A 519-nucleotide genomic window follows, 5' to 3' on the forward strand; every position below is an offset into this window, starting at 1 on the left:
TATAGTCAATTGAAACAAGAACAAGACAAAAGAGCCTCGAAAAAAGGTATTACAACTCGGTAATGCCTTTTTGAGGTGCTTTTTGATATGAGCCCATGTTTTCTCAATAGGATTGTACTCAGGTGAGTAGGGAGGAAGAGGTAAAAGTTTATGCCCAAACTCTTCACACAAGAGTTCTAGCTTACCCATTCTATGGAATCTTGCATTATCCATAATNATAACTGATGGTTTGTTTAAGGTTGGTAAGAGAAACTTCTGAAACCAAGCTTNAAAAAAGTCGCTCGTCATCGTCTCTTCGTAAGTCATTGGAGCGATTAACTCANCATTTGTTAGCCCTGCAACCAAAGAAATCCTCTGATATCTTCTTCCAGATACTTTACCTCTTATTAACTGACCTTTTAAAGAGCGACCATATTCTCGATAAAAATAAGTATCGAATCCTGTTTCATCAATATAAACAGGTGCTAGATGCTTTAAACTATTAAAACTTTTAAGAAATAAAGCTACTTTTTCTGCGTC

At 35.9% G+C, this 519-nt stretch carries 1 pseudogene; it reads right to left on the minus strand.

Annotated features, from left to right (window positions below):
• Positions 1 to 5: 5 nt before the first annotated feature.
• Positions 6 to 519, minus strand: a pseudogene (locus tag D8787_RS11350) (transposase); the annotation flags it as partial.

The sequence above is a fragment of the Streptococcus mitis genome (genome assembly GCF_003944325.1).
GTDB lineage: Bacteria > Bacillota > Bacilli > Lactobacillales > Streptococcaceae > Streptococcus > Streptococcus mitis_CW.